This is a genomic window from Acinetobacter sp. 809848 (assembly GCF_000581275.1).
GTDB lineage: Bacteria > Pseudomonadota > Gammaproteobacteria > Pseudomonadales > Moraxellaceae > Acinetobacter > Acinetobacter pittii.
In genome coordinates, this window is record NZ_JEXG01000213.1 from 1 (window position 1) to 330 (window position 330).

Here is a 330-nt window from a genome sequence, read left to right on the forward strand (position 1 = left end):
TGTACCGCTCACTGGGTCAGTTGCATTGATTGGATCAAGTACAGGTGCATTTGGTGCGGTGGTATCAATGGTCACCACTGCTGTATCGGTACCTGCATTGCCTGCAGCATCAGTTGCCGTCACGGTAATGGTATGTGGACCATCAGTTAATGCAGGAAGTGTATTGTCTGCAAGCGTCCAGGTGCCGTCACCATTGTTCACTGCCGGATAGTCAATACCATCCACGTTCACAACCACTGTTGCTGTCGGATCGTTCACTGTACCAGTGAGTGCTGGTGTGCTGTCGTTCGTCAACACATCATCAAGTGCAACCACCGGCGGTGTGATGTC

1 protein-coding gene is annotated in these 330 nt (G+C 51.5%); it reads right to left on the reverse strand.

Going from position 1 to position 330, the window contains the following annotated elements:
* Window positions 1–330 (reverse strand): Ig-like domain-containing protein (locus J536_RS24820; protein ID WP_228130735.1); only part of this gene is annotated, 330 nt, incomplete at both ends.